The organism is Pseudomonas sp. GW458-11-26-14-LB4, assembly GCF_059423925.1.
This window is the reverse complement of sequence record NZ_JBWKYU010000002.1, coordinates 408,013-433,634: the sequence shown is the minus strand read 5'-3', so window position 1 is coordinate 433,634 and position 25,622 is coordinate 408,013. Positions and strand designations below refer to the sequence as shown.

Genomic DNA, 25,622 nt, shown 5'->3' with positions numbered 1-25,622 from the left:
ATGTAATCGCGACACGCCATTCATGGCGCGTGTCAGTGTTCACGACATTTTCTGGAGGTGCCGATGACTCACGTCTCGCGTACGCCTGCTCTCGTCTCCCTGAATCAACTGGGTTTTCAGTTCGCCAATGGCGAGACGATTTTCACTGCACTCAATCTGAAATTCGATCACACCCCGACCGCCATCGTCGGGCGCAATGGCGTTGGCAAAAGCGTACTGGCGCGCCTGATCGCCGGAGAATGGCAACCCACCAGCGGCAGCGTGACGCGCGCCGTGGCGACAACCTACGTGGCGCAGAGCTTTGTCGCTGCACCCGGCGAGACGGTCGCCGAGTCCACCGGCAGCGCCGCGATTCTTCAGGCTCTGGGCCGAATGAACCGGGGCTGCGGATCAGTCGAGGATTTCGATCTCATTGGCGAACAATGGGATCTGGCGGACCGTCTGCGCCGCCTGCTCGATGACGCCGGCCTGACCGAAGTCGCCTTCACCGACGAGACCGGAAACCTCAGTGGTGGCCAGCAAGCGCGCATCGCACTGATTGGCGCGTTTTTGAGTCAGGCTCCGCTGCTGGTTCTCGATGAGCCGACCAACCATCTGGATGCACCAGGACGACAATGGCTGATGAACTTACTGGAACGCTGGCACACTGGTTTGATCGTCGTCAGCCATGATCGGCAGCTGCTCGACCGGATGCTGCGGATTGTCGAGTTGAGCGCGTCGGGGGCTATCGAATTCGGTGGCAATTACTCGGCATTCCGCGAGCATCAGCGGATCCATCAAGCCGCGGCGCAGGCACGCCTCGACCACGCCAGAAGCGAACGCCAGCGAGAGCGGATTCGGCTACGGCGCGAACACGACACGATACAGCGCCACGCCGCCAACTCGCGGCGCAACGCCGAAACCGCCAACATTGCCAGTTTCGAATACGTGGCGATCAAGGGCGCCGCGCGAGAGATCATGGGGCATGTACGTCAGGGTCATCAGGCCCGCAAGTCAGAGCTCGATGCCCAGGTGCGCGAGGCTTACGCCAAGGTGCAACCCGAGGACAGCGTGCTGATCAACCTGCCCGGGAGCGCGGTGCCGAACAACCGCCAGATCTGCTCGCTGGTTGACGCTCGGCTGCCCTGGCTGTCAAACGGCGCACTGAGCCTTACGATCCACGGCCCGATGCGCATCGCTGGCAGCGGTCCCAACGGCTGTGGCAAATCAACCCTGTTGAAAGCGCTCGCCGGGGAACTGACACCCGTCGATGGAACCGCCACGACTCACGTGCCATTCGCATTCCTGGATCAGCAACTGGCGCAACTGGACGATCAGCGTTCCATCACCGAACAGCTGATGATGCAAGGAACTGCACTGACCGAGGGCACCCTGCGCAGCTATCTCGCACACTTGCAGCTGGATGCAAGCCGCGCCACGGCTCCCTGCGTTTCGTTGAGCGGTGGCGAGCGCCTGAAAGCCGCACTGGCGCTGGCCTTGTGGCGAACGGATCCTGCGCAGCTGTTGCTGCTGGATGAGCCGACCAACCATCTGGATCTGCCGTCGGTGGAAGCGTTCGAACGGGCGTTGCAGTCATTTCCGGGTGCCATTGTCGCCGTTTCCCACGATCAGGACTTCCTCGAGGCGTTGAATCCGACTCACCATCTGCGCTGGCACCCATTAGGCTGGCAACTGCACCCGACGAACTGACTTGGCTATTTTTTGCACGATTGCTCAGGGCTTCTATAGTTGATCTGGTACGAATCAGCCGCGGTGACGCCATGGAAGACATATTCGTCGTGAAGCGCTGCAACAAGATCGTCATCCACGGCCGGCGCGCCGGAGAGACTCTCCATGAGCCCGCAGAAGCCCTGGGCTGGTATCGCATCTGCGACACGCGAACCGGCGGTTTCATCGGCGATGGCTACGATCGGGAAGAAGACGCCCGCAAGGAATGTCATCGGCTCAACGCCGCCAGCTCGCGAGTGACCGCCCCCGAGTCGTCGGGCTGATAGCTGTCATTTACGGGTCTATACTCAAACCAGCTGAAGGAGCAGCGCCCCAACGGCAGAAAGCTCGCCCTTCGCGGGCTTTTTGCTGCCACCGAGCGGATTAATGAACGGAGGTGTTCCATGTCCGAAAGAGAGTCCATCACCACTCTCCTCACCTTGCTCGATGCCCGCGAAGCACGCCTCGCCGCGGCCTGCAAAGAGATCGCCGACTGGGTCGACCATCAAGGCGGGCACCCCACCGCCCTGCGCATCCGCGACCGGCTGAACGATATCGAAAAGGATACCCCGCTGATTCGCAGCACCCTGTCATCGCTCAAACCGATCGACCGGCCGTTGCCACGCTTCAGGTAGGCCATCGATTCACGGTGCGCGAATAAAGAACGTCCTTGGTCGTGAGAGGTCAATACCTTTACACGTCACCAAGGAGACGTCTTATGGTCATTCATTTCAAAGTCGACGGGCACCTGGCCTGCGGGCACAAGGGCAACAACCTCTCCGCCAGCAGCGAACTCAATCGTGTGAATTGCCGCAGCTGCCGCAATACCGACGCATACAAGGATGCGCGCAAAGACCAGCGCAATGCGGCGCGGCGCGCGGCTCGCCATTCCAGGGCTGCACACTCCGCGTCCGACTGGCGTTCGGAGTGGATCGAGCGGTTGACCGCGATGGCCGGACTTCAGCGCTTGCCTAGAGGGTTTACTGGGCAAACTTTTGTTTGCTCAACGCCCCGCTGATCATTGCTTATTAATGGAACAACCCGAATTACTTTGTTTCCTTCACCTGACAAACCCCATTGGCTTTGTTCTTGCCCGTGTAAGAAACATCAGGTGAGCCGTCGGGCATGATCGTCAGCGAGATGGTCACGCCACTGCCTTTGGCTTCGAAGGCGTTATCGTTGAATTTCTTCAGTTTCCCTTCTTTACCGTTGATATAGATCGGGCCGCCCTTGTCAGCATGGACCTCGATATTGCCCGGGCATGTTGCGTTCAACAGCGGGATGCCGGCTTGAGCAAAGCCTGAAGACATCAGCAAAACGCTCAATAGCAGTCGCTTCATCATCATTGTCCTGTGTTCGGTTGAGCCAGAAAGAAACACTAGCTCACTTCGCTCGCAATGACCGAAAAGTACACCTGGGATAGGAAAGGGAAAAAGGTGGTGGCTTTTCAAAACAGCGTTCAGACAAGAATCATGCGCATAAAAAGCCCGGCTCGGTGGCCGGGTTTTGGATGTTTTCAAACTCAGTATCGTTCTAACTGCCTTGTCTCGGTCTTGTTACACCGGATGCACGAAAGCGTTTTATGCGTATCGTTACGGGAGACCTCAGTCATGTAGTGGTCCTCCTTCTTCACCTGAGTGAAGCCGCATCTGATGCATTTTTCCTTCACCTTGCAAAAATCATCCGTGCCCATCTCGACGAAATCTTCATGCTTCACCTTTGAATCTTCGTGGTCGCAATGTACGCAGTTGCGAATCATCGTACAGGTATGATGGTTCTTGTAGGTAAACTCACCAAACTCATGCTTGTGTTTGGTCAAATGCTCAAAACAGTCAGGGCATGTTTTTTCCAGCAAACACGCCGGGCCACTAACAGCCTTGACATAGTCTCCGGCGTGAATGCCAACTCCGCATTTAGCTTTGAGAGCCAGCTCCTTGACCTTGTCGAAAAATCCCATTTTTTCCTCCGGCGTATTGTTCTTAACACCACTATGTCGTCTGCAAAGCTGAAATCTTTAATACAAAACCCGACGCTAGGCCGAGTTAAAGAAAGCCGTGCGCGTTTCGCGATACTTGTGCGCTATGGAAAACAAGGAGCAGCTCGGGCACACCACCGAAGTGTCGACGGAGAATGACACCCGGAAAAGGATCGGCAAGAAAGTCACCCCGACCAAGTGAGTTGCGGAGCAGGCTCCGAAATTGCGGAGCGCAAATGATAAGGGCCTGCATGAGTAAACTCACGCAAGCCCTTGATATTCATGGTGCCCGAAGCCGGAATCGAACCGGCACGCCCTTACGAGCGGGGGATTTTAAGTCCAGATTTTTTTCCTTTTAAATCATGCATTTAGGGACATGATTTTTCCGCATCGCACACATTTCTTATCCGTTCCAAGACAACAAAATCAGCACCTCAAAATAAATTGCGGAAAGAAATCGGGCTGTAGAGAGGCCTGGCCGTCACCGTGCGCCGGTCGATTGGATCGCCGATCAATTGAGCCATACTCATGGAAAGATGATCAGTCAGCAGTACGGAGCGTGGATCAGGGATGACGGACCGGACGTGGAAGATAGGCTACAGATTGATATGGATCTATCACTGGTAACTGTCGCCTCCTCTAGCTAGGCAGAAAGGATCGGTGGACTCAGCTCATAGAGGCCCGGTTTCCGAGGTGGCAAGAAAGAGTGCCCACGCCTGGGCTAGGTGTAGGGGTCAATTGAACATAAGCAGGATTCCACCTATCAGTCTTCAAAGACCGCTATCGGCTAAAAGCGGACGTTCTAGAGCGACCGCTGTCGGCCAGAAGCTGACGGTTATTGAAGCACTCCAGCGATCCATTCTCAGTCCTTAACCTGTGCGTTCTTGTGCCAACAATTAACCAACAGCCCTATGCAACCCTTTAATCTCTCTTATGGCCTTCTGCCAGCTACAGTCTTGTGCTAAAAGTTACCAACCACCTGCAGGGAGGCATAACATGGCTACCGAGAGCTCAATTGATGATGCCGCTAAAGCAGACGGCGAATCAGCGGAATCAGCACGTACGAGGCGCACTCGCCCCTATCCAGCAGCGTCGTTCGAGGATGCCTTGTCGTTAGGCGAAGCGATCATGCAATACGCTGCGGGTGAGAAAGTGCGCCGCCTGACGCTCATGCAACATATGAATAAGTCGCCGGGTAGCGGTGCGACAAAGATGATGATTACCAACTCAAACAAGTATGGAATCACATCGGGCGGTTACTCAGCCGAGCATTTAGAGCTGACAGAAAAGGGTAGGATCGTAGTAAACCCAGCGCGCCCAGAGCGCGAACGTCGTAAAGCTGCATTCGAGTTAGCTATTGCAGGGGTAGCACCATTTTCATTACTTTACGATCATTACAAAGAAAAGCGGCTTCCTGATCGTGAAGTTATAAAGGACTTTCTTCGAGACTCGAGCATCGAAGTACCCGACCTTGATGAGTGTGTAGATACCTTTATTGTTAATGTAAAAGGCCTTGATCTACTTAGAACGCTTGGAGGCGCAGAGACGCTAATATCTATAGATCAGGTTATTGATGAACTTTCCGAAAAAACGTCTGACGTCTCTTTTTCAAAGATGGTAAATACTCCGCAAGTACTTGGGGGATTAAACCAAAAGGAGGACTCTGTAGAGTGGTCTAAAATTTGCTTTTATATCACACCTATAGGTTCAGAAGAGAGTATTGAGCGGAAGCATGCTGATTTGTTTATGTCTTCGTTGGTCCAACCCGCATTAGAAGAGCTTGGGCTGACCGTAGTTCGTGCTGACCATATTGGTGACCCGGGTATGATCACCACTCAGGTGCTAGAGTATCTCAAGAGATCTAAGCTTGCGATTGCAGATCTTTCATATTTAAATCCTAATGTCTTTTATGAGGTGGCACTGCGACATGCACTTAGGCTGCCGGTAGTACAAATCATTAGAAAAAGTGACCGCCTTCCTTTTGATGTAAACCAATCCCGGACCTTGGTCTTTGATACAACCGATATATACTCTTTAATCCCAAAGCTTCAAACATATCGAGCAGAGATTGCGAATCAAGCAAGGAAGGCTATTGATGATCCTGAAAGCGTTGGCAATCCTATCAGTATATTTTATCCAGACTTCTATAAATAGGATGCATCTAGAAAAAAATCAACTTATAAGTTCTAAGGCATTACGCATCTATTAGCGTGCCTGATATATAAAAAGTAAGCGTCTCAGAGGTGCTCAGAAAGATTGATGCATTTTCATTTCGCGCATTGATTTGAGCTTGAGGGGCTAATATAGCTTGCGAAGCGGGTTGCTAAGTGCTGACGTTTTGGAAAAATTCGGCTCTCGGCTCTCCTTGAGGGGGTGATAATGAATCTGACAAAAATAACAATTGCAGTTGGTATAGGCGTGCTTTTAATATTCGGCTCCTACGGATCCCTCGTTCTCTACAAAACATGGCCAATAACTGAATACTCAATTGCAAAAGCTGGAACTTTCGGCGATAGTTTTGGCGTGGTAACTTCTCTGTTTTCCGGTTTGGCTTTTGCAGGGATTATTCTAACCATATTATTGCAAAGAAAAGAGCTAACAGAATCGAGAGAGATTTTCAGAATTCAAAGGTTCGAGGGTTCGTTTTATCGTTTGCTGGAGCTTTGCAGAAGGAATCTGGAAGACGTAAGAGTTGTAGATTTTGAAGGTAAGACTCACGAAGGTATTGGCGCGCTTTATTACTATAGCAAAAGATTTACAGACTCAATGAAACGACATAGTAGTTTTCTACAGGTCGACCATGGTCGAGTCGTGTACGAGTATCATTTGTTCGTAGAAATTCAAAAGCATATTGTTCGACAAGCTCGTTATCTTGGTACGCTTCAAAATATTCTGGAATTAATCGAGCGAGATCTTCCAACCGATCAAGAAAGAAAGCCTTATTGGGACATAGTTTCCAGTCAAATAACCTTTGGTGAAGCTAGATATATTTTTTATTGCTGCCTGGTATCAAAGAAAGACGACCAACTCCGACCATTAATGGAACGATCTGGCTTGATAGTAAGGCTCATAAGCAGTTCGAATATAAGTAGCACGCTTCGTGAGTCGTATAAGCGGGCTCATGGAGTCGAATTTATAAAGTCGCCCGTTAAACTGGTACTTCCTTACTCGCTTAAGAAGCTTAAAGAGCATACTAAGCTCGCAAAAGCTGCTTTGCGGGCGGCTGCAAATGCTAAGGCAACTAAAAAGGCTGAGCCAGCCCGAATCCAATAGAGTTTAATCGCACGTGCGATGAGTCGAAAAGCTTGATTTGGCCTCTAGCTGTGAACTGAGAATGGCAGGCAAGGGCCGAATAAAGATACCCAATAGGGATATTCCCGGAATGATTGCAAGAGCTTGGTTAAGCAATCTTTAGGACGTATTGGATACCGGAATGGGCCTCAGCATGCAACGCAATCTTCGTATAAATACAGAATTTAATGGCTTGAAAGCGCTCCAAAGGAGTCAGGAAGGGGGGGGATTAGGCTTACGATCACGATTTTCGTTTCATGGCTGTCGCTGGGACCAGTCACAGCTATCCCAAAACAGCCTTGCTTAAAATGCATCTTATGGATATCTAGCGACAGCTCACGGCTTGGTGTAGGCTAAGGGATATATGTCAATTAGACATCATTCCCTTTCGAAAGTACAATCAAAGATTAGTCAACATTCGGATTTAACGACTTAAAGGAGAAAGTCTTGAAGCTTATATCAATCCACGTCTCGGGTCTTTATGGGACTCAAGAAAATATAAATTATGAATTTAATAGTGATCTAAATATCTTGACCGGACGCAATGGCTCTGGGAAGACAACTATTTTAAAGCTTGCTTGGTTTATTATGAGTGGAAATGTCAGTCTCGCCCTCAGGGAAATTGAGTTCCGCACTTGCACTTTAATAACTGATGAATATACATGCAGGATTGCTAGAGCGTCCAACTCTAATTATTCTATTAATATTGAGCATAGCGGCGTTAATTATTTATATGATAGCGCTGAAGACGAAAGTGAGCATTATCCATGGGTTGAGTCGTCCGCAACTAAAGCAACTTCAATACTAGCATCCATTGGTAGCTCAATTTTCTTCCCCACATTCAGGAGAATCGAAGGCGGCTTTTCTATGACGACGGGTCAAAGCTCTGGCTCTAGAACAGGGCTCAGAGGTGACAATGAAATTGATGAAACTCTATCCTCGCTGTCTCGAAAGCTTACACAGAAAGAGCATGTTTTTATTTCGGCAATTTCCACTCAAGATGTGACCAGTCTTCTCCTGCGCCGTTACGCTGAGTTTTCTGAAAAGGTCAGTAGCTTCCAAGCTCTTATTTCAAAGAGTGTGATTGAGAAGATACGCCAATACGAAAAAACTCAAAGCGTACGACAAGACGCTGACTCCCTGCTATCGGAAACAAGAGCTGAAATTGAAAAAATTGAAGAATTTCGATCTGAAACACTCAAGCCGCTTGATGCAATTCGCAAATTGGTTGAAAAGCTTTTCAAGCATTCGGGCATTAGTTTTGGGAAGAGGTTGAACTTCGGCGACGCAGCCGACGCGGTGTCTAGTGACACTCTATCTGCTGGAGAAAAGCAAATGCTCAGTTTTATTTGCTATAATGCCTTCCATAAAAACAGTGTAATATTGATTGATGAGCCTGAGCTTAGTTTGCACGTCGACTGGCAAAGGCAGCTCTACCCAATTCTAAAATCTCAAAATTCAGGTAACCAATTCATTTTTGCGACACATTCGCCATTTATTTATGGGAAATATCCTGATAAAGAAGTTCAATTGGGCAGCGATAGGGGCGAATGAATGTCTTCTGAAAAGCCTCGTCCAACTGTAAACGAGATCTTTGAGCTGATAAAGCGCAGCTATATACCGACCGTATTGGTAGAAGGGAAAAATGATATAATCTTCTACAGAAAAGTAGAGGAAGATCTTCAAGATTACGGTGTAGATATGCTTCCAGCAGGAAACAAAGGTGCCGTTCTCGAACTCTACGAAAAAATTAAGAACGAACCAACCCCTGCACCAGTCGTGTTTGTAGTCGATAACGATCTATGGGTGCATGGTCATTTTGACGGTGATCAAAGGCCGGACGGTGTAATCACCACTCGCGGTTATTCCATTGAGAATGATATGTATGAGGACGGAGAATTAGAAATCCTTCTCAATAGAGATGAGCGCGACCACTTTACTGGCTCCCTTAGCAAGTTTGTAAACTGGTACGCTCTGGCTGTATATAGAAAAATCAATGGTGGCGCTTCTACTTTTCGGACACATCCGGGAAAGATACTTGATGACAATATTTACTACGACTCACAAGTAATCTTAGCGGAGGGGGAGCAATACCCTGATGCTTTTAAAAAGTCTATTCTTGAAAAGTACAGTTCTGTGCTGCGAGGTAAGTCGTTATTCGCGCTGCTACTTCGTCAGCTATCTGCAAAGCGTAGAGAGGTTAAATTTGGCGCAATGCAATTGATGGAGCTAGGTGCCGCAAGAAAGGGCGCTAACTATCAAAGGCTATCATTGGAAATCAGAGCTGCGCTTGATAAGTCTTTCGCTCAGAAATAGTCCCATCCCGCTGAGTAATTTCCCGAAGTAAAAGTACCCAGGCCTGTGAGAGCGGATTGGTTACTTACTTTCAAAGGTAATGTCCGGGGTTGATTCTGGTTAATAATTTGAGTTCGCTATCTCTCCGATAACGGTTCCTTGCAGATGTCCGCTTCTGGTCAGTTGCTGCCGGATACAACTGGCAGCTATTGGCCGTTAGCGGCCCCTCACAAGCGACCGCTACCGGCCAAAAGCGGACGTTCGCAAGTGGCCGCTAACGGCCAAAAGCGGACGCTCCTGCTAGTAAAGACCGATACGACAAAACTTAGCTCTTCAAGTAAAAAACGTATCGGCTCACATCAAACGGTTTTCCACCCACCGTCGATATTGACGAGTGCGAAATGCCATACCGAGCTGTTGCAGGATAAGCGCACGCAGCGGTGAAACGTTCGGATCGGGCTTTTTCTCTCGACTCAGCTTGCGTAACTGAAACTTCACTACCGCCATGTTTGCCAAGGATGCGATGGCTTTATTTTTCCAGGTAATCGGCGGCAATTGCGGAGCATTGTCTTTGCCCAGCAGCCAGTCCCGAGGCAAGTTGGGATCGATGGCTAACGCTGTTCCGATCCCAACCATATTGACGCCGCTCTGCACGACGTTTTCCGCCACCGCGCGGCGACGTATACCACCGGTGACCATCACCGGCATTCTGGCAACAGTTTGGATATCACGGGCGAACTCGACGAAGTAGGCTTCGCGAGCCAGAGTGCGACCATCGCGCGCCTCCCCCTGCATAGCGGGCGCTTCATAACTGCCTCCGGATAATTCCACCAAATCCACACCAAGGCCATTGAGCAGCTCAACGACCTTCTTCGCATCATGGGCGGTAAACCCTCCCCGCTGGAAATCGGCGGAGTTGAGCTTGACCGCCACTGCGAAATCCGCAGAAACCACAGCCCTGACCGCCTTGACGATTTCGAGTAACAGACGTGCCCGATTTTCTAGGGAACCGCCCCATTCGTCCGTCCTTTGGTTGGTCAACGGCGAAAGGAACTGGCTCAACAAATAGCCATGCGCGGCGTGGACCTCCACGCCGGTGAACCCGGCTTGTTCACCAAGGCGCGCGGTATTCGCAAAGCGCTGGATGACCTCCTTAATCACGCCTGAGGTCATCGCGTGAGGCGTGGCGAAACGCTTGGACAGTTTGCCCAAATCCAGCGGCACGGCCGACGGCGCCCATGTTTTTTGCCCAAGATTGGACTGCATCTGCCGCCCTGGGTGATTAATCTGCAACCAGAACTGCGCACCGCCGGATCGACCAATACGCGCCCAGCGCTTGAATTTGGCCAGTTGCTGATCGTCCTGCAAAACTACGCCACCCGGTCCGGTCATGGCGCGGCCGTCGACCATCACGTTGCCGGTGATGATCAGGCCTGCACCACCATCGGCCCACGCTTGGTAGAGACGCATCAGTTCTTCGGAGGGTGCCTGATCGGCGTCCGCCATGTTCTCTTCCATGGCGGCTTTGGCGATTCGGTTCTTGATAGACGAACCGTTTGGAAGCATCAGGGTGTCGAACACATTCATGGGGCAGTCCTCAACTGGATATGAGGCTACCTTAAGATTGAAGTCAACTTTAAGGTCAACATCTTTTTTCCGAATCAGTCGATGTTCATCGCGCCAGATCCTGGCAATTGCGTCACCAGCTCAGCACCTAACAACAGTGCGGGTGTGTAAGCCCCGCCAGTCGGACGCATTTGCAACAGGTAATCAACCACCGCCAATGCAGCGTCGATCGTCAGGCTGTAGACGTTCGCGGTATGCAGGCGCGCGGTTCTGCACTCACCACGGGCGTTGCGAGCCTCGCCCCAAACATAGGTGCCTTGATCTGCGCGTTTTTCCTGATCTGGGCCGACCACGGTTTTTCCAATTCGTGCTTTGAGCAACCGCTGCACGAACGACAAACCCAGCAACGGACGAATCCAATTAGCAAACCGGGCGCCGCGGATCATGCCTGCGGAACCAGGGATGAAAACTTCGATGTTGGCAATGCCGGTGGTGTGCCAAGCAGTGGAAACGTCGCCCCATGGAATAGTCATTGCCAGCTTTTCTCCGGCACCAAAGTCGATGCGACGCACCCGGTAGGCCAGCGGCACCGAGGTGATTTTGCCGTCACGGCGAACCTTGCCACCCTGCGCCATACCCTCAATTGAAGTCTTAGCAGTACCGGGCGAAAAACTTGAGCGCGAATCAAAACCCAATGCCAGATGCGTGGCATCCGGCATCGCATTTTTCAATGCAGCAGCAACACAGTCCGTAGGGACCACATCGAAACCGACGCCTGGGCAAATGACCACGCCCGCCGCCCGCGCACGTTCATTCAGGGATTGAGCGTGCTCGAATACGGCAATCTCGCCGGTGATATCCAAATAATGTGCATTGGCACGCAAGCATGCTTCCATCATCGGAACAGCGGTCGCTGAGAACGGCCCTGCACAATGCAGAACCAAGCCATGGCCTTTGATCTGAGCAAGTAAACGTACTTCGTCTTCGAGTCCAAACACCCGAGCTTCAAGACCCAACTCCCGAGCCAGGGCTTCAACTTTGTCTCGGCTACGTCCCGCCAGCACAGGTTTAAGCCCACGTTTTACAGCATCACGAGCGATCAACTCGCCGGTGTAGCCGTTGGCTCCATAAATCATCCATTTCATCTGCATATCAAGGTTGTCTTGCTGACTCATGCATGGCTCCCGAGTGGATTAGTGACGAGCGTTAATGCCTTGCTCATTCAGCATCAGACGCTAGCGTTAAAGTCAGGTTGAGGGTCAAGTTGAAGTGAGCAGCTACCAGTGGAAATTATTTGCAGCGGCGGGGTTGACCTTAAAGCGAGGTTTAAGGTGAGCATGCGCCGACCTGCTTGATTGATGGAACCCGGATGATGCTCAAGACCTTTGTTTCTTATGCGTTGGTACTGATAGGTAGCGCTTTCATGACATTTGCAAATGCTGACACCGCCCCTTCCACAATGACTGCCAAGAATCGCCAAATTCTGGTGATTCTGACCAACCACTCCAGCTATCCCTCACGAACCGATACGACGGGGTTGTGGCTGACTGAGCTGACGCATTTCACCGACGTAGTGGAGGCAGCTGGTTACAGCACAGTTTTTGCCAGTCCCAAAGGCGGTGCGGTGCCTCTAGATGAGCGCAGCCTCGGTTGGCTTTACATGGACAAGGCCGCCCGAGAGCATTTGCAGTCCCCTGCCTTTCGCGCTCGCCTGCAAAACACACTGCCGATCGCCGATGTCGATCCGTCCCAGTTCAGCGTCATCTACTTCACCGGGGGCCATGGGGTGATGTGGGACTTCCCCAATAATCCCGACCTGCGGCGTGTCGCCGAAACTATCTACAACCAGGGTGGCATCGTCTCGGCCGTCTGCCATGGCGTTGCGGGTCTGTTGGATCTGAAGGATGAACAAGGCCAGTTGATCATCAAAGGGAAGAACATCACCGGCTTCTCTGATCGCGAAGAGCTGTTCTCCGGCATGAAAAGCCAGGTGCCCTTCTTCCTTGAGGACAAGTTGGTGAGCCAAGGCGCGCGGTACCGAAAGGGCTGGCTGCCATTCACGTCATTCGGCATCACTGATGGAAGGCTTGTCACCGGCCAAAACCCTCAATCGCCCAAAGCCGTAGCTGAAGCCGTGATGGCGGTGCTCTCAGGCGACAACGTAGCTCGCTGAACCCTCAAGTAGTTCCCACCACCCGGAGAAAGACCGATTGAAACTCGCAAGCGCCGTATTAACAGGATTGCTGTTCAGCTCAATTGCCAACCATGCGTTGGCGGGGACGCCTGAAATGCTCAGCCCGACTGAAACCAACACAATCGATATCGCAGGCCACACAGTGCCGGTCGTCAAGGGCGGCTTGTACGACCGTTATCGCTCGAATCCTCCCTTGTCGGTGATTGCAGCAGAACTGCCAGGTGTTGATTTGAGCTGGTTCAAGGGACTGGAAAAGCACAAGGTCGACATCGGCTTCGAGTCATACTCCCCGAACTTTTACTACCAGAACAGTCGGGTAACTGCTGTCTACACGGCCGACCTGGACGCACTTCGGGCATTGATGCCGCCGGAAGTATTGGCAACCGTACACCCCCTGCAAATCTGGCCGGGTCGCGGCTTGATTGCGTTTACCGCGTACACCTATGAGCATTGTGATAACGACGCCTATAACGAAGTGGCCGTGTCGATCATTACCAACAAGCCAGGCAAAGCCAATCTGGGCCCGTTCACACTGATTGGCCAGTCGATGTCTGGCGACTTCTGGGGCTATGTGCTCAAGCTGCCGGTCAATACCGAGCTTGCACGGGTGCGCGGTGTCGTCGGTTACAACCTGCCTAAATGGCTGACCGGTATTGACCGCAAAGAAGATGCCCAATCTGTGGTCTATGACATCACCGACAGCCAGACCGGAAAAGTTGACGTGTCCTTCAAAGCGAAGAAACTCGACAACCTCTCTCGTGATGTCGATATCGTCACCAGCAGCTTCACCAATCTAGATCATCATGGCCAACTGGCATACGGGTATGCGGTTTCCCGCCAGCTCAGTCACGGCTCCAGCCGCGACGCTGATTCGGCCACCCTCACACTGGGCGACGGCAGTCTGTCGAATTACCTCCGTGCCCTGAAGCTGGGGAAAATGATGAAGTACGAATACGTGCCAGAGTTCCAGAGTGCGCTTTATGCGCCCAAGCCACTCGCCAGCCTGATTGGCGAGCGCTGAGACCTTTTGCGCCTGTCAGGCTCCGGAAGCCTGACGGGTGTGTTTTTTTGTAGAAGACGTTACCGCGCGCCTATCTGAAGCTTTGCCAACTCCCTCTTCACGCAGACGATTTATCAGCATTTGAGCATTATCCCCACACGCCATGCCCTCGGGTTTATCTTCGATGCCCTTGATGACGACCAGAAGTTGAGCTTTGTTTTGCGCTAGCCGCTCCTGCAGAACGCTGATTTCTTCCACCTTTTGCTTGAGTCCAGTGAGCAACTCGTCGTGCCGCCAGCCACTGGCATTCATCGGCATCAGTTGCCGAATCTCCTCCAATGAGAAACCTGCCGCTTGTGCGCCGGTGATGAGTTCCAGTACCCATTCGGTATCGGGCGCATAGTCCCGGTAGCCATTGGCCTTGCGCTCAACGGAGCTGATCAAGCCACTGGCCTCATAGAAACGGATGCGTGACGGTGCCAGTCCGCTGATTTTCGCCAGTTCGCCTATTCTCATACCTCACCCTGAAAAATCTATTGACCTTAAAGTTGACTTTAAACCTAAAGTCCTCGGGCGGCCAAGCGCAACGTGTGACTTGGTCGTCATGGCGTTCGTGAGTAAGCGCAGGCTAATCCAGCAACGCACTCTGAACTGCCTACCGGAAGGGCTGCATGCTGTTAACTCAAGGCCATGATCGGAACGCGATTCGATGAAGGCCTCCACTTCATTCAGGAGATACGAACATGGGGTATGTCACTACAAGAGATGGTGTTGAAATCTTCTACAAAGACTGGGGGCCACGCGATGCCCAAGTCATCTTTTTTCACCACGGATGGCCACTGAGCGCAGATGATTGGGACGCGCAAATGCTCTTTTTCCTGGGTGCCGGTTACCGGGTTGTAGCACACGATCGGCGCGGTCACGGGCGATCCAGCCAGGTCTGGGATGGACACGACATGGACCACTACGCCGACGACGTCGCGGCCGTAGTTGATCACCTGGGTGTACAAGGCGCAGTTCACGTCGGGCACTCCACCGGCGGCGGCGAAGTCGTTCACTATATCGCTCGCCATGGCGAAGACCGAGTCTCGAAAGCAGCCATCATCAGTGCCGTGCCACCGCTGATGGTCCAGACACCGACCAATCCTGGCGGCCTGCCGAAGTCAGTGTTCGACGACTTGCAGGCACAACTGAAAGCCAACCGGGCACAGTTTTATCACGACGTTCCTGCAGGGCCTTTCTATGGCTATAACCGCCCGGGTGCAAAGACCTCCGAGGGCATTGTCTTGAACTGGTGGCGACAAGGCATGATGGGATGTGCACAGGCACACTATGACGGGATAGTGGCGTTTTCTCAGACCGACTTCACCGAAGACTTGAAGAGCATCAAGATCCCCGTCCTGGTAATGCATGGTGATGATGACCAGATCGTGCCTTATGAAAATGCAGGGGTTTTGTCGGCCAAACTTCTGCAAAACAGTACGTTGAAAATCTACCCGGGCTTCCCTCATGGAATGCCGACAACCAACGCCGAGACGATTAACGCAGATCTTCTGGCATTCGTGCGGAGCTAAAAAATGGGGCGGGTTAATCCCGCCCTTTTTCCCCTTGCGATTCCAAGATCAGATTTTGAATTTCGCAATGTGCATAAGAAATGCGTTAACTGATTGTCCGCTATTGGCCGCAAGCAGCCACTCCTGAACGACCTCTTTTGAACGATTTCAGCCTTTCATGACTGACGGAAATCGACTGTGGACTCAACCGTTCGATGCAACACATTGGATAAACCAGGGTCACACTGGACCTCAGATAGGATCTACCACCGGACTCAATCGGTCTTGCAGCACCATTCTCGATGTGCCCGAATTGCATTCATAGATAGCCCTGGAGCGTCGCCCGTTCTAGCCCTAATTTTTTTGCCCGCGAGATCGAAATACTCAGAGGTTTCAAGGCTCGGTTTGAGTTGCAATTTGAGATTTTCACAAAGATAGATCAAGCCTCTGTCCCATAGTGTGTGTAGATCGCTGCGTAGTAGAAGCCCGTTACTAATATGATTAGTTTCTGGTCCTAAATACGGGGTGATATGCGCAGCCTCCAGCACCTGCTTAACTGCGGAACCAGTAATGGCGCAGCGTCCCTCGTAGGCGGTAAGCAATCCACTTCGGAACGCGCCCTGCCCCTGACGTTTAGCGATCTCCTTGAGTGTACGTTCGCGGTTATCTTCGATTCCTGTTGGCGAATAGGTCGATGAGTTGTCGATAGTTGGGCTTGCCGTGATGCCATCTTCTTCCAGCGTGGTGCTCTCAAGGGTAAAAAAGCCGTCCTCCCACGCGATAACCTTAGCCAGTCCTAGAATCCGGTATGTCGTTACTTTTGGCTTCTTTGATAGCTGCACCAGAACTGCGACAGGCACTGCATCATCCATGCACCTCTTCAGCCCCTGGTTAGTAAACAGACTCGCGGAGTCACCACGCTGGGCCTCCTCTTGAGCGTAGGAGTAGTGCCAGCTTCCGTTCTCTTGATAAACAGGCTTTTGATCGCGGTAGGGGCTGTCCAGCCTCTGGCTAATCGACAACGCGTAAACGAGCTCCTTTGGTTTGTAGATACCCTTGGCTGAGATCGTCACGGTACCGGGAGCTTGCTGGAGCTGCTCCCAGGTAAGCACTTGCCCAGTGTACTGCTCAAACCAAGCCAACAACTCGTAATGGCTGATGAATTGACTTTCTTGTAGAGGCGTTTCGCTCGCAGATGAACGCGTCACTAAGCCATTCCACTTAGCACCGAGCGATGGGTACAGAACTCCCAAAAGCCCAAGCAGCGAACTTTTATCTTCCAACGTTATCGGTAAGCCGTAGGGGATCGGTTTGACTCCACGGTTCAGTCGCTTTGGAAACACGTTCATGTTGCTATGGTGAACGTAGGCGGCCCCTGGAGTGACGCCTCGAATCATTTGGAGCTCCGAGACTCGACTCATCCAGTGAGGGTCGATCACCACCGCAGATATTCCCGAGTCAGCCGCCATGTTCACAAACAACGGTTCACCGTCTTCATACTGCCAGATGTGTTTTTTCTGATTGTCGCTGATAACGGTAAAACCAATGTTTTCCAAGAGCAAGTTGATCTGTTCGGGTGTCAATTTCATGTTAAATTAGCACAAAAAGGTAGTAGAAATGCCCACTGATAAGGGCTCCACGGTAGGTCGGTGACGAGCGCCGAAACACCTAAATTATTCCGCAATCTACCATTGTGAATCGCCCCTGGTTTTCTAGATACATCCAACTGACTGCTTTGGCTGTGATTCAACCGATCGATGCAACACATTGGCTAACCGATTCCGCTTTGCACATCACTGTAAACCTGTAGCCGCTGGCTAGGCACACGCTCTGGCGCAAAGCGGTGGTACCTTTGTTCATCCGTGATTTAACGATATGTTGAAGTCCTCAACTCAAGGACGTCCCATGGCCATCCACGCACCCCCCCTACGCAAAACCACTTGGCAGTGTTAATCGACGCCGACAATGCCCCCGCTGCAATTGTCGAAGGTTTATTCGAAGAAATCGCCAAGTACGGCGTCGCCAACGTCAAGCGGATCTATGGCGACTGGACTGGTCCTCAGTTGGGTGGATGGAAAAAGGTGCTACTCGACCATTCGATTCAGCCTATCCAACAGTTCGCCTACACCAAAGGTAAGAACGCAACAGACAGCGCCTTGATCATCGATGCAATGGACCTGCTGTACACCTGACGCTTCGACGGTTTCTGCCTGGTTTCGAGCGACAGTGATTTCACCCGCCTTGCTTCGCGGTTACGAGAAGAAGGTTTGACCGTCTACGGGTTTGGTGAAGAAAAAACCCCAAGACCATTCGTGTCGGCCTGCGACAAGTTCATATATACCGAATTGCTGCGCAATGAAGTGCTTGTTGCTGCGAGCAATGGACAGGACCGACCCGAGCCCCAGCCCGAGCCGCCCGTCGCAGTAGAGGCCGTCAAAGTCCCCAGTACGCCCGAGGTAAAGAAGCGACCCAAGGCACCAGTAAGTTTTATCGCAAAGATCTTGGATGACATTGCCGATGAGGATGGCTGGGCTCACTTGGGTGCGCTGGGCACCAACATCAGCAAATTGAGACCTGAATTCGACCCTCGCACCCATGGTTATAAGAAGCTCAGTGAGTTGATCAAGGGGTATCCAGAAACGTTCGAACTGCAAACGAGAGGAACGTCGGGAATGAGTGGTTCAATACTCTATGCCCGGCGCCGACAGCCTAGTTCCTAGCACCTGTCACCAACGATCGTTCTGGCCGATAGCTGAAGGTGACGAAAGGCAACTACTGGCTTTCAACGGCCGAACCGAGTGAGGTTTGCGCACAATCAAAGCGGAATACTTTTGGCCATGACTCATTGAAAATACTTGCTTTATTCATGGACTTGAAAACCGTCGACTGTAACAGGTCCATGAGTTCGAATCCCATCGCCTCCGCCATCTTTTATACGACAAAGCCCTGATTATTCAGGGCTTTGTCGTTTCTAGGGTTTGAGATTTTTACCCCGCACTTTTCTGGATCGTTTCCGCATCTTTTCGGCCATTTCCGCAACCCATCTCTCCGACATCACTGGTTCGACCTCGAAAGACCAGGGGAAGTGGGTGTCTTCAACGGACAGCTTTCGGCCAGAAGCGGACGCGCAATGGTGTCATCAAAACAGCTGGATCCATAATTCTGATGTACCTCGGTTAAGGGCATAGGACCGTCTACGAAAGTCTGGGCGAATCAATGACAGATCAAGTTCAAGCACAAGTACGTGTAGCGGCTCGATAACATCGACCGCCTGACCATAGGCGGCCGCGTCAACAAAATGGACGACAACCATTCCTGCTCGTGTAATCGAGCATCACCCTCATTCGCGAGCCCGAGGCCACCCCGGCAATGCAATCGACTTATTGCCAGTTGACTGCAATGACGGCATCCAATTGTTCACGCTGGGCGGATGTCAAATTCGACTCCCCTCCCGGTGGAACTCCAAAAGCGGCCATCGCCTGAACCAGGTTCTGGACATTACTTTCCAACAGCGTCTTTCCATCCGCTGTCCGGAACTGATCCAGGCGATAACTGCTGCCTACTGCCCAATTGTTCACCGTTATCTTGTCGGAGGTGCCTATGACACTGACGTCAAGATGAGAACCGTTGTTTCTGAACCATAATTGCTGGGAACTGATACCCGGGTCAAAAGCCAGCGTGTCCACGGCTCCGGCAACCGTATCGTAATTCGAGATACGATCCTGCCCGCCCCCTAGACCAAACCGGTAGGTGTCGGAACCTGCACCTCCATCCATCAAGTCATTCCCGCTACCGCCATCAAGAATGTCGTTTCCACCTTCGCCATAAAGGGTGTCATTGCCCGCCCCACCACTGACCAGATCGTCGCTAGCATAACCATGCAATTCGTCATTACCGTCGGTACCGGTCATCACCATCACCTTGACTTGCGCCAGGCTCCAAGTCGTGCCATTGGCGAAGCGGATCTCTTCCATTTGGTAACCGCTGCTGAAGAAATACCTCAGGGTAATCTTGTCCGAAGCCCCCTTCAGGGCAATGTTCAGATTGCTGTCCGTGCGGGTCAGTACCAGGTCTTCGGGTTTGATGTCAGCGCCAAATTCCAGGGCATCAACTTTGCCAGCCGTGGTGTCGTAATTGTTGATGGTGTCCTGGCCCCAGCCTCGTTCGAACCGGTAGACATCCGAACCTGTCCCTCCATCCAGTACATCGTTGCCCACACCACCGACCAACACATCGTTGCCGCCCTCGCCGTACAGGCTGTCGTTACCTAGGCCACCGCTCACCAGATCATCGGTACCATAACCATGCAGCTCGTCATTGCCATCGGTGCTGGTCATCACCATCACCTTGACTTGCGCCAGGCTCCAGGTCGTGCCATTGGCGAAGCGGATCTCCTCCAGCTGATAGCCGCTACTGAAGAAATACCGCACGGTGATCTTGTCCGAACTTCCCTTCAAGGCAATGTTCAGGTGACTGTCGGTGCGGGTCAGTACCAGGTCTTCGGGCTTGATTTCGGCGCCAAACTCTAGGGCATCAATTTTGCCAGCCGTGGTGTCGTAATTGTTGATGGTGTCCTGCCCCCAACCCCGCTCGAACCGGTAAATATCCGAACCCGCGCCACCATCCATGACATCATTGCCCACACCGCCGACCAACACATCGTTGCCGCCCTCGCCGTACAGGCTGTCGTTACCCAGGCCACCGCTCACCAGATCATCGGTGCCATAACCATGCAGCTCGTCATTGCCTTCGGTGCTGGTCATCACCATCACCTTGACTTGCGCCAGGCTCCAAGTCGTGCCATTGGCGAAGCGGATCTCTTCCAATTGGTAACCACTGTTGAAGAAATACCTCAGGGTAATCTTGTCCGAAGTTCCCTTGAGGGCAATGTTCAGGTTGCTGGCGGAGCGAGTTAGCACCATGTCCTCGGGATTGATATCAGCACCAAACTCTATGACATCGACTTTGCCAGCCGTGGTGTCGTAGTTGTTGATGGTGTCTTGGCCCCAGCCGCGACTGAATCGATAGATGTCAGAGCCGGCTCCGCCATCCAGGGTATCGTTGCCTACCCCACCAATCAGCACATCGTTCCCGCCCTCACCGAAAATCCGATCGTCTCCTTCCAGGCCGTTAAGCTCATTATCCGTACCGTTGCCGTGCATCTCGTCATTTCCCGTTGTTGCTCCGGCAATTATCGCGTTGATCTGATTTAGGCCCCAGCTCTGCCCGTTGGCAAAACGAATCTGCTCCAGTTGATAACCAGTGTTGAAGAAATAACGCACTACAATTTTGTCCGACGTACCCTTAAGCTGAATATTCAAGTCATTGTCAGTACGGGTCAGAGCGATATCTTGCGAAGTGATATTTCCTAGAAATTCTATGACATCAACTTTGCCAATCGTAGAGTCGTAACTGTTGATGGTGTCCTGGCCCCAGCCTCGTTCGAACCGGTAGACATCCGAACCTGTCCCCCCATCCAGTACATCGTTGCCCACACCACCGACCAACACATCGTTGCCGCCCTCGCCGTACAGGCTGTCGTTACCTAGGCCACCGCTCACCAGATCATCGGTACCATAACCATGCAGCTCGTCATTGCCATCGGTGCTGGTCATCACCATCACCTTGACTTGCGCCAGGCTCCAGGTCGTGCCATTGGCGAAGCGGATCTCCTCCAGCTGATAGCCGCTACTGAAGAAATACCGCACGGTGATCTTGTCCGAACTCCCCTTCAAGGCAATGTTCAAGTGACTGTCGGTGCGGGTCAGTACAACGTCTTCGGGCTTGATGTCGGCGCCAAACTCTAGGGCATCAATTTTGCCAGCCGTGGTGTCGTAATTGTTGATGGTGTCCTGCCCCCAACCCCGCTCGAACCGGTAAATATCCGAACCCGCGCCACCATCCATGACATCATTGCCCACACCGCCGACCAACACATCGTTGCCGCCCTCGCCGTACAGGCTGTCGTTACCCAGGCCACCGCTCACCAGATCATCGGTGCCATAACCATGCAGCTCGTCATTGCCTTCGGTGCTGGTCATCACCATCACCTTGACTTGCGCCAGGCTCCAGGTCGTGCCATTGGCGAAGCGGATTTCCTCCAGTTGGTAGCCGCCACTGAAAAAGTACCGCACGGTGATCTTGTCCGAACTCCCCTTCAGGGCGATGTTCAGGTGGCTGTCGGTGCGGGTCAGTACCAGGTCTTCGGGAGTGATATCGGCGCCAAACTCGATGACATCGACTTTGCCAGCCGTAGTGTCGTAGTTATTGATGGTGTCCTGGCCCCAGCCGCGGCTGAACCGGTACATATCAGAGCCGGTCCCGCCGTCAAGTACGTCGTTACCAGCGCCGCCCTCAAGGATGTCGTCCCCTCCTTCCCCAAACAGGCGATCGTTGCCAAGCCAGCCGTTGAGCTGATCATTCGTCCCATAACCATGTAGCTCATCATCACCGACAGTGGCGCCCGCCACCATGATCTTCACCTGCTCGAGACTCCAGACAGTTCCATCAGCAAAGCGGATCTGCTCCAACTGGTAGTCTTTACTGAAGAAGTACCGCACGGTGATCTTGTCCGAAGTCCCCTTCAGGACAATATTCAAGTGGCTGTCGGTACGGCTCAGCATCAGGTCTTGCGGATTGATATCGACACCAAACTCTATGGCATCGGTCTTACCGATCGTCGAGTCATAATTGTTGATGGTGTCCTGTCCCCAGCCTCGCTCGAACCGATAAGTATCCGAACCCTCCCCACCATCCATGACATCGTTGCCCGCACCGCCAAGCAGCACATCGTTGCCGCCCTCGCCGTACAGGCTGTCATTGCCCAACCCACCACTAACCAGATCATCACCGCCATAACCGTGCAATTCGTCATTGCCATCGGTGCTTGCCATGACCCTCTCTTTTATCTGAGCCAGGCTCCACGTGGTGCCGCTGGCAAAACGGATCTCCTCCAATTGATAACCACTACTGAAAAAATAACGTACGGTAATTTTGTCGGAGGAATTCCGGAGGGAGATAACCAAGTGACTGTCTGAACGGGTCAGCACCAGCTCCTCTGGATTTATGTTGCCGAAGAACTCAATGACATCGACTCTGCCAGTTGCACTGTCGTAATTGTTGATGATGTCCTGCCCCCACCCTCGACTGAAGCGGTAGATATCAGAACCTGCGCCACCATTGAGCACATCATTGCCCGCACCACCATCGAGAATGTCATTGCCGGCTTCGCCATACAGCACATCATCTCCCAAGCCACCGCTGAGCAGATCATCGGAACCGTAGCCATGGAGCTCGTCATTACCATCGGTGCTGACCATGACTACGCCCATGATCTGCTGCGCGGTCCAGACGACACCGTTGGCGAAACGAACCTCGTCGATCTTGTATCCGGCCGAGAAGAAGTTGCTGACGGTGATCCTGTCGCTGCCACCTTGCAGACGAAACACCAGGTTGTTTCCCGAACGAGTAAAAATGATGTCCGTTGGCAGGACGCTGGCGTCAAACTCGATGATGTCGGTCTTGCCCGTCCCCGGGTCATAGCTGTTGATCACATCGTCGCCCCAGCCACGGCTGAAGCGATATGTATCCGAGCCGGCGTCACCGCTCAGAAAATCATTTCCGTGGCCACCGTCCAGGACATCGTTTCCGGCACCGCCGTAGAGGATGTCCTGACCAGTCAGTCCAAGCAGCAAGTTAGCCCCTTCATCGCCATACAATTCGTCGTTATCCAGCCCGCCCATTACTGCGTCAAGGTTGGCCAACACAAACTCGAAACCCTCCGCCGTCGGGTTGCCCGCACGCTTCAAGTCAGCCAGAACGTCCGCGCCCCACTTGCCCCCAGAATCCACCAGCGCCTTGGCGAAGGCCTTCATTATGTCAATCCCGCTGCTGAATTCCTGGTTGTAGCGGCTGCGAAACACCTCCACCAGCGGCGCTACATCCAGCTTCAACTGCCCCCCCTGGAAGGTGAAATCCAGAGCCTGCAACAAGGGTTTGAAATGGCTTTGCAACATCAGTCCAGAGGAAATGAAACCCGCCAGTTCGTCATAGGCCTTCATCAGCTTGGCAGCGGAATTGGGGCCTGGGTTGGGCGTATTACCGTTGGCGGTCTGGACAAATGATCGGCCCAGGAAAGCCTCCAGGGCATAAATCTTGCGGGCGTCATCTATAAAACCGCCACGGCTGGTAGGGCTCAGCCCAGCGACACCACTCCAGGCGAAGATGATGTTATCGAGCAATACGTTACGGGCCAGGGGGTCAGTTTGCGCAACGAACTGTTCGAGCAGCGAGCGCAACTCTCCCCCGCCTGGCAGCGCCATGGCCTTGGACAAACCCACCACAAGACCAAAACCGGCCAAATCGGGCAAAGCCTGCGACCCGCTGCTCAGTATCGCTTGCAAGTCTACTGCTCGCGCCGGGTCGACGTTGAACCAGACATCGCTCATCTCTCGAACAACACCATTTGCGTCGGTATACGTACCTTTCTGCAGGACCTGATTGCCTTGGCCATCGGTTTGAGTCTGCTCGACATAGCCCAGGTTCAAGCTGCCCACATTGGCCTGATCGAGGGTCAGCAGTTCGCCGGCATCGAGAACCCCGTTGCTGTTACTGTCGCGCCAGACTCGCAGTTGTGCATAGGTAGCATCATTGGCATCCACCTTTCCGTCATGATTGCTGTCCAGTTCGCTCAGCGCGGAAAAGCCATTTGCTGCCAAACCACCATTCGCCAATGTCGAATTGTTACCGAATAGCTCGCGCCCGCTGTCAATCCGGCCGTTGGCATTACGATCCCAAACCAGCAGACCGTCGTCCTTGCCCACCCATCCGCTGAGTTCGGCAAAACCATTTGCATCGTGGTCGAAATGCACGCCCTGCTCGACCGACAAAGTTTCCACCCCATCCCCATCCAGATCGAGGATCAACGGGCTAGACGTCGTACCGGCACCTTCGAATAGCGACTTGAGGCCATCCAGGAAGTCGCTCATTGCCTGTACGCCCGCGTTACCAAGCCCCAGCAAGGCCCCTGCCAACGCCTGGCCCTGCTCCACAATAAAATCGCCAGCGCCATTGAGGCCTGTCTTGACCGTATCAATGTTGTCCACGATCCAGCTGGCTGCCGCCACCACCAGCGCCGCAGCTCCAACGATTGCGGCGAACGTAGCCGCCGATGCCCCGGCCGCTGTTCCGGCAATACCGATGGTGGCCATCAATGCCAATGCTTGAGTGATACTCAAGGCCCCGCTGACTACATTTAGCACCTGGCCTGTCGTCGCATTACCCGTGGAGATGGCTTCGCTCAATACGGCGATATCGCCGGCAAACGCACTGATCGCCAAGGGCGCGCCCAGCGGAGTGTTGGCAGCGAACTTCATGACCGCGCTACTCATTACCCCAAGCGCCATGCTGCCTTTTTGCAATGCCGTCTTGGACTCCATGAAAGTGCTGATCTTGGCGAGGGCCTGCTCCATGGTATTCTCACCGTTCGCCATCAGCCCTTCGATCATCGTCTGCCCCTGTTGGTACCAGGCGGGATCGACCACTACGGGCTGGTTGGGGGTATCGGTTTTCAACTCAAATATGTTGCCAGCCATGACGACCTCTCGATTATTGGAAATAGAAAAGCAGTAACAACACAGCTAACTCCACCAACACCAACACCGACAGCACATGGCTGGTCCATACCCTCCATTTCACCGGCGGTTTGCCCTGAAACTTCGGCAGTTCACTCCAGGACAGAAAGAACAATGCCAGTACCGGCAATAGTCCTAGAGCCCCCCAGATCATGTTGCCCATTGGTTTTATCTCTGCATCACGCAAGCCATAGAGCGCTCCTGGAAGATCCCTCTGACTGCAACGAAAGAAGCTGTTCGCGCACCATGAAGCGGCGAAAAAGACACGATGAATGCGAAACGAGCGCACAAGGACTGTGCCTGGGAGGTGAGGTATGCATTGTTGCCTCCATGCACTCTGAACGAGCGGTTCCCTATCGACATCTGGCAAAAAGCCAGCCAAGCGAGCTTAGTACAGGATCATTCTCCG

At 52.8% G+C, this 25,622-nt stretch carries 19 protein-coding genes and 1 pseudogene; 12 read left to right on the top strand and 8 right to left on the bottom strand.

All coding sequences use genetic code 11. The features are described 5' to 3' along the window. Nucleotides 1–63: 63 nt before the first annotated feature. The 4 genes from AC07XZ_RS04780 (at nt 64) to AC07XZ_RS04765 (ending at nt 2,725) form a co-directional block, all read left to right on the top strand. Nucleotides 64–1,689, top strand: a complete 1,626-nt coding sequence (locus tag AC07XZ_RS04780) for an ABC-F family ATP-binding cassette domain-containing protein (RefSeq protein WP_102688022.1) — start codon at nt 64–66, stop codon at nt 1,687–1,689. A gap of 71 nt (nt 1,690–1,760) precedes the next feature. Continuing rightward, nucleotides 1,761–1,991 (top strand): hypothetical protein, encoded by a 231-nt coding sequence (locus AC07XZ_RS04775; protein WP_007958903.1) that lies wholly within the window; start codon nt 1,761–1,763, stop codon nt 1,989–1,991. A gap of 120 nt (nt 1,992–2,111) precedes the next feature. Continuing rightward, nucleotides 2,112–2,342, top strand: a complete 231-nt coding sequence (locus tag AC07XZ_RS04770) for a hypothetical protein (protein ID WP_007958902.1) — start codon at nt 2,112–2,114, stop codon at nt 2,340–2,342. An 83-nt stretch (nt 2,343–2,425) separates the two neighbouring features. Further along, a complete protein-coding gene (locus tag AC07XZ_RS04765) occupies nt 2,426–2,725 on the top strand; it encodes a hypothetical protein (RefSeq protein ID WP_102688021.1) in 300 nt (99 codons plus the stop codon). Nucleotides 2,726–2,753: 28 nt separating this feature from the next. Here the strand turns inward: AC07XZ_RS04765 and AC07XZ_RS04760 are convergent, their stop codons facing one another. Then, nucleotides 2,754–3,047 (bottom strand): hypothetical protein, encoded by a 294-nt coding sequence (locus AC07XZ_RS04760; protein ID WP_085745524.1) that lies wholly within the window; start codon nt 3,045–3,047, stop codon nt 2,754–2,756. A 182-nt stretch (nt 3,048–3,229) separates the two neighbouring features. Next, the gene (locus AC07XZ_RS04755; protein WP_007958899.1) at nt 3,230–3,664 is read right to left on the bottom strand and encodes a hypothetical protein; all 435 of its coding nucleotides are present in this window, start codon (nt 3,662–3,664) and stop codon (nt 3,230–3,232) included. Between the two features lie 1,014 nt (nt 3,665–4,678). Between AC07XZ_RS04755 and AC07XZ_RS04750 the strand changes: the two genes are divergently transcribed. From AC07XZ_RS04750 to AC07XZ_RS04735, 4 genes are all read left to right on the top strand, one after another. Continuing rightward, nucleotides 4,679–5,836: a hypothetical protein gene (locus AC07XZ_RS04750; RefSeq protein WP_102688019.1), complete on the top strand. Its 1,158-nt coding sequence runs from the start codon at nt 4,679–4,681 to the stop codon at nt 5,834–5,836. Between the two features lie 225 nt (nt 5,837–6,061). Beyond that, nucleotides 6,062–6,955, top strand: a complete 894-nt coding sequence (locus AC07XZ_RS04745) for a hypothetical protein (protein ID WP_173892815.1) — start codon at nt 6,062–6,064, stop codon at nt 6,953–6,955. Nucleotides 6,956–7,420: 465 nt separating this feature from the next. Beyond that, nucleotides 7,421–8,527 (top strand): AAA family ATPase, encoded by a 1,107-nt coding sequence (locus AC07XZ_RS04740; RefSeq protein ID WP_102688018.1) that lies wholly within the window; start codon nt 7,421–7,423, stop codon nt 8,525–8,527. Beyond that, nucleotides 8,528–9,289, top strand: a complete 762-nt coding sequence (locus tag AC07XZ_RS04735; RefSeq protein ID WP_102688017.1) for a DUF4435 domain-containing protein — start codon at nt 8,528–8,530, stop codon at nt 9,287–9,289. Between the two features lie 333 nt (nt 9,290–9,622). Here the strand turns inward: AC07XZ_RS04735 and AC07XZ_RS04730 are convergent, their stop codons facing one another. After that, a complete protein-coding gene (locus tag AC07XZ_RS04730) occupies nt 9,623–10,855 on the bottom strand; it encodes an NADH:flavin oxidoreductase/NADH oxidase family protein (protein WP_102688016.1) in 1,233 nt (410 codons plus the stop codon). Between the two features lie 74 nt (nt 10,856–10,929). Then, a complete protein-coding gene (locus AC07XZ_RS04725) occupies nt 10,930–12,009 on the bottom strand; it encodes a saccharopine dehydrogenase family protein (RefSeq protein ID WP_102688015.1) in 1,080 nt (359 codons plus the stop codon). A gap of 194 nt (nt 12,010–12,203) precedes the next feature. Here AC07XZ_RS04725 and AC07XZ_RS04720 point away from each other — a divergent pair, with 194 nt between their 5' ends. Beyond that, complete coding sequence (locus AC07XZ_RS04720) at nt 12,204–13,007, top strand: type 1 glutamine amidotransferase domain-containing protein (RefSeq protein WP_102688014.1); 804 nt, start codon at nt 12,204–12,206, stop codon at nt 13,005–13,007. A 115-nt stretch (nt 13,008–13,122) separates the two neighbouring features. Then, a complete protein-coding gene (locus AC07XZ_RS04715; protein WP_102688013.1) occupies nt 13,123–14,049 on the top strand; it encodes an acetoacetate decarboxylase (ADC) in 927 nt (308 codons plus the stop codon). Nucleotides 14,050–14,064: 15 nt separating this feature from the next. Here the strand turns inward: AC07XZ_RS04715 and AC07XZ_RS04710 are convergent, their stop codons facing one another. Further along, a complete protein-coding gene (locus AC07XZ_RS04710; RefSeq protein ID WP_102688012.1) occupies nt 14,065–14,544 on the bottom strand; it encodes a MerR family transcriptional regulator in 480 nt (159 codons plus the stop codon). A 227-nt stretch (nt 14,545–14,771) separates the two neighbouring features. Between AC07XZ_RS04710 and AC07XZ_RS04705 the strand changes: the two genes are divergently transcribed. Then, a complete protein-coding gene (locus AC07XZ_RS04705; protein ID WP_048390108.1) occupies nt 14,772–15,602 on the top strand; it encodes an alpha/beta fold hydrolase in 831 nt (276 codons plus the stop codon). A 254-nt stretch (nt 15,603–15,856) separates the two neighbouring features. Here AC07XZ_RS04705 and AC07XZ_RS04700 read toward each other — a convergent pair whose 3' ends face one another. Then, nucleotides 15,857–17,170 (bottom strand): HNH endonuclease, encoded by a 1,314-nt coding sequence (locus AC07XZ_RS04700; protein WP_102688011.1) that lies wholly within the window; start codon nt 17,168–17,170, stop codon nt 15,857–15,859. A gap of 316 nt (nt 17,171–17,486) precedes the next feature. On the opposite strand from AC07XZ_RS04700, the pseudogene AC07XZ_RS04695 reads away from it, so the two are divergent. Then, a pseudogene (locus tag AC07XZ_RS04695) lies at nt 17,487–18,301 on the top strand (NYN domain-containing protein). Between the two features lie 660 nt (nt 18,302–18,961). Here the strand turns inward: AC07XZ_RS04695 and AC07XZ_RS04690 are convergent. Together AC07XZ_RS04690 and AC07XZ_RS04685 are read right to left on the bottom strand one after the other, a co-directional pair. Beyond that, nucleotides 18,962–25,174 (bottom strand): calcium-binding protein, encoded by a 6,213-nt coding sequence (locus AC07XZ_RS04690; RefSeq protein ID WP_207252743.1) that lies wholly within the window; start codon nt 25,172–25,174, stop codon nt 18,962–18,964. Between the two features lie 13 nt (nt 25,175–25,187). Continuing rightward, nucleotides 25,188–25,400: a hypothetical protein gene (locus AC07XZ_RS04685; RefSeq protein WP_146024030.1), complete on the bottom strand. Its 213-nt coding sequence runs from the start codon at nt 25,398–25,400 to the stop codon at nt 25,188–25,190. Between the last annotated feature and the right edge of the window lie 222 nt (nt 25,401–25,622).

Bases quoted from the DNA above. Each gene is read 5' to 3' on its own strand.
- AC07XZ_RS04705 (WP_048390108.1), top strand. From the start codon at position 14,772: ATGGGGTATGTCACTACAAGAGATGGTGTTGAAATCTTCTACAAAGAC.
- AC07XZ_RS04700 (WP_102688011.1), bottom strand. From the start codon at position 17,170: ATGAAATTGACACCCGAACAGATCAACTTGCTCTTGGAAAACATTGGT.
- AC07XZ_RS04745 (WP_173892815.1), top strand. From the start codon at position 6,062: ATGAATCTGACAAAAATAACAATTGCAGTTGGTATAGGCGTGCTTTTA.
- AC07XZ_RS04770 (WP_007958902.1), top strand. From the start codon at position 2,112: ATGTCCGAAAGAGAGTCCATCACCACTCTCCTCACCTTGCTCGATGCC.
- AC07XZ_RS04775 (WP_007958903.1), top strand. From the start codon at position 1,761: ATGGAAGACATATTCGTCGTGAAGCGCTGCAACAAGATCGTCATCCAC.
- AC07XZ_RS04720 (WP_102688014.1), top strand. From the start codon at position 12,204: ATGATGCTCAAGACCTTTGTTTCTTATGCGTTGGTACTGATAGGTAGC.
- AC07XZ_RS04730 (WP_102688016.1), bottom strand. From the start codon at position 10,855: ATGAATGTGTTCGACACCCTGATGCTTCCAAACGGTTCGTCTATCAAG.
- AC07XZ_RS04780 (WP_102688022.1), top strand. From the start codon at position 64: ATGACTCACGTCTCGCGTACGCCTGCTCTCGTCTCCCTGAATCAACTG.
- AC07XZ_RS04735 (WP_102688017.1), top strand. From the start codon at position 8,528: ATGTCTTCTGAAAAGCCTCGTCCAACTGTAAACGAGATCTTTGAGCTG.
- AC07XZ_RS04710 (WP_102688012.1), bottom strand. From the start codon at position 14,544: ATGAGAATAGGCGAACTGGCGAAAATCAGCGGACTGGCACCGTCACGC.
- AC07XZ_RS04755 (WP_007958899.1), bottom strand. From the start codon at position 3,664: ATGGGATTTTTCGACAAGGTCAAGGAGCTGGCTCTCAAAGCTAAATGC.
- AC07XZ_RS04715 (WP_102688013.1), top strand. From the start codon at position 13,123: ATGCTCAGCCCGACTGAAACCAACACAATCGATATCGCAGGCCACACA.
- AC07XZ_RS04750 (WP_102688019.1), top strand. From the start codon at position 4,679: ATGGCTACCGAGAGCTCAATTGATGATGCCGCTAAAGCAGACGGCGAA.
- AC07XZ_RS04760 (WP_085745524.1), bottom strand. From the start codon at position 3,047: ATGAAGCGACTGCTATTGAGCGTTTTGCTGATGTCTTCAGGCTTTGCT.
- AC07XZ_RS04765 (WP_102688021.1), top strand. From the start codon at position 2,426: ATGGTCATTCATTTCAAAGTCGACGGGCACCTGGCCTGCGGGCACAAG.
- AC07XZ_RS04690 (WP_207252743.1), bottom strand. From the start codon at position 25,174: ATGGCTGGCAACATATTTGAGTTGAAAACCGATACCCCCAACCAGCCC.
- AC07XZ_RS04725 (WP_102688015.1), bottom strand. From the start codon at position 12,009: ATGAGTCAGCAAGACAACCTTGATATGCAGATGAAATGGATGATTTAT.